The 6,000-nt window shown below is 41.0% G+C and carries 6 protein-coding genes and 2 pseudogenes; 2 read left to right on the top strand and 6 right to left on the bottom strand.

Annotated features, from left to right (window positions below):
* Nucleotides 1-11: 11 nt before the first annotated feature.
* Complete coding sequence (locus EXN75_RS10805) at nucleotides 12-1,145, top strand: AAA family ATPase (protein ID WP_134843825.1); 1,134 nt, start codon at nucleotides 12-14, stop codon at nucleotides 1,143-1,145.
* A gap of 161 nt (nucleotides 1,146-1,306) precedes the next feature.
* Here the strand turns inward: EXN75_RS10805 and EXN75_RS17720 are convergent, their stop codons facing one another.
* The 6 genes and pseudogenes from EXN75_RS17720 to EXN75_RS10830 all read right to left on the bottom strand — a co-directional run.
* Complete coding sequence (locus EXN75_RS17720; RefSeq protein ID WP_167639499.1) at nucleotides 1,307-1,597, bottom strand: hypothetical protein; 291 nt, start codon at nucleotides 1,595-1,597, stop codon at nucleotides 1,307-1,309.
* A gap of 84 nt (nucleotides 1,598-1,681) precedes the next feature.
* The gene (locus EXN75_RS10810; RefSeq protein WP_118117227.1) at nucleotides 1,682-1,885 is read right to left on the bottom strand and encodes a hypothetical protein; all 204 of its coding nucleotides are present in this window, start codon (nucleotides 1,883-1,885) and stop codon (nucleotides 1,682-1,684) included.
* A gap of 150 nt (nucleotides 1,886-2,035) precedes the next feature.
* Nucleotides 2,036-2,379 (bottom strand): annotated as a pseudogene (locus tag EXN75_RS10820) (DUF3990 domain-containing protein).
* Complete coding sequence (locus EXN75_RS10825) at nucleotides 2,376-2,855, bottom strand: helix-turn-helix domain-containing protein (protein ID WP_118117224.1); 480 nt, start codon at nucleotides 2,853-2,855, stop codon at nucleotides 2,376-2,378. The pseudogene EXN75_RS10820 and the gene EXN75_RS10825 overlap by 4 nt, the downstream one beginning before the upstream one ends.
* Nucleotides 2,856-3,045: 190 nt before the next feature.
* On the bottom strand, nucleotides 3,046-3,174 hold the full coding sequence (locus tag EXN75_RS18510; protein ID WP_255415320.1) for a hypothetical protein: 129 nt from the start codon (nucleotides 3,172-3,174) through the stop codon (nucleotides 3,046-3,048).
* Between the two features lie 42 nt (nucleotides 3,175-3,216).
* Nucleotides 3,217-4,332, bottom strand: a pseudogene (locus EXN75_RS10830) (alpha-L-fucosidase); the annotation flags it as partial.
* A gap of 117 nt (nucleotides 4,333-4,449) precedes the next feature.
* Here EXN75_RS10830 and EXN75_RS10835 point away from each other — a divergent pair.
* Nucleotides 4,450-5,901: an IS4 family transposase gene (locus EXN75_RS10835; RefSeq protein ID WP_134843798.1), complete on the top strand. Its 1,452-nt coding sequence runs from the start codon at nucleotides 4,450-4,452 to the stop codon at nucleotides 5,899-5,901.
* Nucleotides 5,902-6,000 lie beyond the last annotated feature (99 nt).

The following is a 6,000-nucleotide window of genomic DNA, read 5'->3' on the forward strand; positions in this document are numbered from 1 at the left end:
TATAAAACGTTATGGAACAGCTGAATAACCCATTTGTTATCTACGGATATAAGGGAACAGAATACTTCTGCGACCGCAAGAAAGAGACGGATCTCATCATGAAGGCTTTGCAGAATGAGCGCAACATCGTCCTCATCTCTCCTCGACGCATCGGAAAGACGGGACTCATACACCATGTCTTTGAGAACATCAGCAAGCAGGAGCCAGAGACGCATTGTTTCTATCTCGACATCAATGCCACGAGAAATCTGAGCCAATTCATCCAATTATTGGCAAAAACGGTTATCGGGAAGGTTGATACTTTCTCGCAAACTGCCATGCGCAAGATTACCACTTTCTTTGCCGGCTACAAGCCTACGATGTCGTTTGATGAGATGACGGGAATCCCTACGTTCTCGATTACGGTTTCACCAAGCCAGAGCGAAGATTCTCTCAAACATATCTTCGAGTATCTGAAACAATCGGAGAAACGAATCTATATTGCCATAGACGAGTTTCAGCAGATAGCCGAATATCCTGAAGATGGCACAGAGGCCCTGCTGCGCTCCTACATCCAGTTTTTGCCGAATGTATATTTCATCTTTGCAGGCAGTAAGCAGCACATGATGACCGACATGTTCCTGTCGGCAAAGCGCCCATTCTATCAGAGTTCGCAAATTCTCAATCTTCCCCTCATCAACCTGGATGAGTATCATCGTTTTGCCAACAGATGGATGGGAACCCGTAATCTGACTATGAATCATGACACCTTTGCCTATTTATATAATAAGGTAGATGGTCAAACCTGGTATATCCAGGATATTCTGAACCGACTCTATCAGAACGGAAAGGAGATAACGACAGCGGAAATAGATGATGTAACCCTGGAATTGGTGAACGAGCAGGAAGTGGCATTCGTGAATTACTACGATTCCCTTACTGACAATCAGGCAGCCCTTCTATCTGCCATTGCCCAGGATAAGGCTGTCACCTCCATTCTTTCGCAGGATTTCATCAGCCGCCACAACTTGCCTGCCGCCAGCAGCGTGAGTCTTGCTCTCAAGACACTGATCAATAGAGAATTCATCTACAAGTACAACGGCAGCTATATCATCTACGACCGCTTCTTCGGGATGTGGTTGAGGAAGAACTGCGCAGGAAATTAATCATTGCAAAAAAATCCGAAACAGATAGCTGCCTATGCTTCTGTTTCGGATTATCTTTTCGTATTCTTTCTTATTCTTCCTTAAAATAGATGATTGGCTTCCATCCATTTCTGGAAGACCACATTTCCCCAATGGTCAGGCAGAGATTCACCTGCACAACATTATCTTTCATGTCTTACCCTTTCCTTCTTTTCATTCATTTTCTTCACTTGGCTAGGCAGCATTGGCAGTGGCGGCAAGAGTTTCTCTGCTTCCTGCAGGAATCCGATGCTTCTCAACAGAGAAAGAATAGTGCCAAAACCTATGTTCTTAGCTTCGATGGCAGCACCAACTGGATGAGCGGTTGGACCAACTTTGATCCTCAGATTGCAAAGTACTAAAGAAGAATAGCTAATTTTTATTTTGACTATAAGTTTTTTTTTATTGGGGCATAGCGCAGTGATTTGCGCCATGCTTTTTTGTTGGGTTATGGAAGAGAATGCGGTATACCCCATTCAATAGGGTTCAACATACCTAAAATGCACAAAGGCAGTCTGCTAACAAAGTTCCTCTGTCAAATAACGAGAGGCCAAAGCTTCTATGTCTATCTTGTCTGATTTTTGAATTTCTTCAATGACAGCGTCTGTGCAATCATCATTCATTACCACACCTACAGCTTCGCTTGGAGTAAGGTTACATTCTTTTGCTATATAACAAGCAATTTCACCTAATACATTTTCATAATTATACTTATTTCCCATATTCTCAATCTTTAATGAGTTCATTAATAGCCTTTTGTGTACAAAAGCAATATTGTATATAGCTAAGTCCAAATTGGGATATTCTGGAAACCAGAATACTCAAGTTGCTTTCATCAAGATAAGCTTCCCCACATAGGCGTATATAGTTTTTTATTTCTGATCAATGAAAGCATCTGCTACGGGTCCAATAACAATATCGTAGTCATGCTTGAATCCGTTTTCTTCCCTGTTCTGGAGAATGAACTTTGCCCATTCAGTTGTGAATCCTTAAAAGATTTTAATTGAAGCCCTTTTTCCTCACCTATTTTAGGATAAAACAGGAACGCATTGACTGTAATTTTTCCTCCATGAAGAAAAGTGCTGCGTTTGCCCATTTGCCAAGCTCTTTTCCAATTGGGAGTGAGATAGAATCCTTTGCCAAAATCGTTTTTCCCTTTGCATTTGGAGAGATCAGGAGTAAGAATCTCTGTATTATTTCCATGCAGCAATCTCATGACGCCATTATCCTCCTTTCCTTTTTCTTAGCTTTTGCAATATGGTTATTGCAAATACGAGTCAAATCCTCTATGATCTGTTCCCTTGGCAGAGTCTGCTCTATTTCCCAATTCTCCTCCAAAAATCTGATGCCTTGATTCTTTTGGAGGAAATTGAAAGCTTTCTGTTTGGTAATTTTCTTGTCCTCTGCAAACCAGCAAGCTGCAACTGTGACAAAGATTGTTGTCTTCATCATAGTCTCTGCTGACGGATACTGACTGTCTATATGTACACTCAGTTTCTCACCCATAGCTTCCAGGAGGACGGAAGCATCATCTATAGAAATATTGGTCTTGCCACTCTCAATCTTACTGATGCTGCTTTTGCCCAACCCCACATATTTTCCAAGAGCCTCTTGCGATAGCCCTTTTTCCTGACGAACTTTTTTCACTATGCCACCCAGAATATTATCCGTATTATCGAATTTCTTTTTCATATCTGTCCTTTTTTGAGCAAAAATAGCCAAAGTTTCTCAAACAAGCAACTTTTTTTTAACTTAAAGTTGTATAAAAAAGAACTTGAAGAAGATATTTCATATTTTGCCTATATGTTTCAAAAAGATGCATATCTATCTTCAGACGTTGACGTCCTGTTTTAGGACGTCAACCTCCATTTATCTTATGATCTTAATCCATGAACTTAAGCATGTCCTGGCGTCGTGGCTTTGCCTCCGGCGATTCATCTGGGTATCCCAAGGCGATGCAGTAGAGCTGTTTGTAGCCCTTGGAGAATGCCATGCGGAAGAAAGCAGGCATAGATATCTATTACAGATTAACTCAATAATATGATTTGAATCATCACTTCTTGATTCTGATGACAGGAGCTATATCGTTCAACCTTTTGGAAGGAAGAGTTAAGATAAGTCCTTCTACAGTACGGGTAAAAGGTATTTTGCCATAGCCCAACAACTCTACCCTATTAATCTTTTTTGGAAAAAGATTACTATTCAGAGCCAATGACTTGACGATAACCTTTTGCTCTGAAGGCCATGCCAGCATAGTTACATACAGAGCCTTGGAAGTTTGCGTGAAACGTTTTTCCTCTGAAGTAGCATGGGTATAAGAACCTTCATTGAAACCCTGTGCATTAATTTTTATGTCAGACTCTGCGATAGGACCTTCTCCAAAGACCTTCCAAGGTTGCGTCTCATAGATAGCTTCTTTGTTGATGTCCATCCATGCACCAAACTCATTCAAGATCTTTTCTTCTTTCTCATCAAAGCTGCCATCTGCCTTAAGAGGAACACTGAGCAATAAATTTCCATTCTTGCTAACAATATCTACCAGTAGCTTGACTACTGAAGCAGCCGACTTATAGCCATTGTTCTCATAGATTGATGTATTGTAATGCCATCCGCCAATGCAAGAACATGATTGCCATGGAGTTTCCTGTATCTTATTCGGAGCACCTCGTTCTACATCCCAAACCAGTCCCTTGCGTTGATTTTCATCCAAAATCTTACCAAACATCACAGCTTCCAGCTTGCCTTTATGAGTAGCCATATTGTGATTATAGAAATGAGCAGCAATCTTCAGACCAGCATCACTAACAGGATAAAAAGGTACCGCTGTTACATCAAAGTAAATCAAATCAGGATTATACCTGTTGATAGCATCAACAGTTCTATTGTAAAAATTGGTACAGAATTTCTGAGAAGGAATTGCGGCACCATTCCCCCATGCCCATTGACGATGGATCATACCATCTGCCCAACTTCCTTTACTCATAGGGTGATTCTGTGCATATAAATCCTGAGGATCATATCCTTCCCACCATTTTCCCTTGCCGTCAGCTTTGGTCAATGTACCATCATAGCTTACCCCCATCTTGTCACCGTTTCTATCATAACGTTGTGATGGTTCATACCAGGTCCAGGCATGATCTGCATGGAAGCTAATTCCAAAAGGAAGATTATATTCTAAAGTTTCCCACCCCAAAATAGTAGGGTAAAAATAACAGTTTCTCGATAAAAAGTTGTATCTTTGTAATCGCTAAAGAACAAAAAAACAACGATTTAAAGAGTAACTGTTATGAATGCAAAATTAAGCAATTTTTCTGAGTTATCAAACATATTAAGTGTTAAAAGTTCATTGCGAACCAATTTAATGGCGCTTTTTACCCGTTTTGGTCTAGGTCATCTCCTCTGCAAGCTATCATTGGAGAAAGAAGCTGGTATTCCTGCCGTTCAACTAATCCTGTCTTTGTGTCTGTTTCGCATAGCAAGTGAAAGTATTCACTCTATGTACAAGAAATCATATTACGACTTGTTGAGTACTGGCAAGAACTGCTATTATCGAATGATGACGAGAGCTTCCATGGATTGGCGTAAGCTCCTCCTTGGTATGTCCCTCCGCTTTCTAGCTATCATCCGCAAAGAGCATGCAGAAGTCTCCACTGGAATGGAGAGCTATATCCTGGACGATACCACCTTGGAAAAGACAGGTTTCAGCATGGAACAGATCAGTAGAGTATTCGACCATGTCCAAGGCAAATGTGTGTTGGGGTACAAACTGTTGGTTTGTGCATTTTTTGATGGGAAGAGTACTATTCCTATAGACCTTTCGCTGCACTGTGAAAAAGGAAAGAAGAAGGACTTTGGACTAACCTCCAAGCAACGAAAAAAGCGTTTTGCCAAACAGCGTAATGCCGAGAATCCAAACGCCATCCGCTTTAATGAGTCTACGGAATCGAAACTGAAGGTTGCCGTTGATATGATAAAGAGAGCCTGGAGTCATAAGTGCCTGCGAGCCAAGTATGTTCTTTGTGACAGCTGGTTTACTTGTGAATATCTCATCGGCGAAGTTAGAAAGCTTGGCAAAGGAGCCTTGCATCTTGTAGGATTGGCGAAAATGGGAAATGCCAAGTATCTTGTTCATGGCAAATTACACAATGCCTTGGAATTGATAGCTCTATATGAAAGAGAGCGTTCTCATAACTGTCGCCAATATAAATGCCATTATATATCTTTGCAAGGTAAGCTGGGGGAGCAACCTTTACGCATATTCCTGATTCGATATGGAAGGAACCAAAGATGGAACGTTTTGATAAGCACAGATTTGTCTATGACTTTTGTGAAAGCTTTCGAAGTTTACCAAATCCGTTGGAACATAGAAGTCTTGAACAAAGAATGTAAACAGTATCTCGGACTAGGCAAATGCCTTGGAAGAGATTTTGACGAGCAGATTGCCGACTGCACCCTCTGCTTTCTCACATATATAACCATGGCTTTGGAGAAACGATTCTCTGAATATGAGACCATGGGAGAACTTTTCACAGACATGGAGGAAGACCTCATGGCATTGACCTTATGGAAGAGAGTACTAACATGCATCAAGAGACTTTTGGAGGTGCTTGGTGAGCATCTTGGCGTGACAGTTGATGAAATGACAGAGTCTCTTATCAACGACGAAGAAGCTGCATCTGCTTATCTCGTCATGGCTAAAGCTCTAGAAAATAGGGAAAATGGGAAAGAAGTGGCATGAAACACTTTTTAGGTAACCGTTAAAATGCCCTGTTTATAGGGATTGATGGAACATTAAGGACTCAAAAATGCCCTATAAACAAGGGTGGGAAACTTTAGT

The sequence above is a fragment of the Segatella hominis genome (assembly GCF_004535825.1).
Lineage (GTDB): Bacteria > Bacteroidota > Bacteroidia > Bacteroidales > Bacteroidaceae > Prevotella > Prevotella hominis.

Bases quoted from the DNA above. Each gene is read 5' to 3' on its own strand.
- EXN75_RS10805 (WP_134843825.1), top strand. From the start codon at position 12: ATGGAACAGCTGAATAACCCATTTGTTATCTACGGATATAAGGGAACA.
- EXN75_RS17720 (WP_167639499.1), bottom strand. From the start codon at position 1,597: ATGGCGCAAATCACTGCGCTATGCCCCAATAAAAAAAAACTTATAGTC.
- EXN75_RS10810 (WP_118117227.1), bottom strand. From the start codon at position 1,885: ATGGGAAATAAGTATAATTATGAAAATGTATTAGGTGAAATTGCTTGT.
- EXN75_RS10825 (WP_118117224.1), bottom strand. From the start codon at position 2,855: ATGAAAAAGAAATTCGATAATACGGATAATATTCTGGGTGGCATAGTG.
- EXN75_RS18510 (WP_255415320.1), bottom strand. From the start codon at position 3,174: ATGCCTGCTTTCTTCCGCATGGCATTCTCCAAGGGCTACAAACAGCTC.
- EXN75_RS10835 (WP_134843798.1), top strand. From the start codon at position 4,450: ATGAATGCAAAATTAAGCAATTTTTCTGAGTTATCAAACATATTAAGT.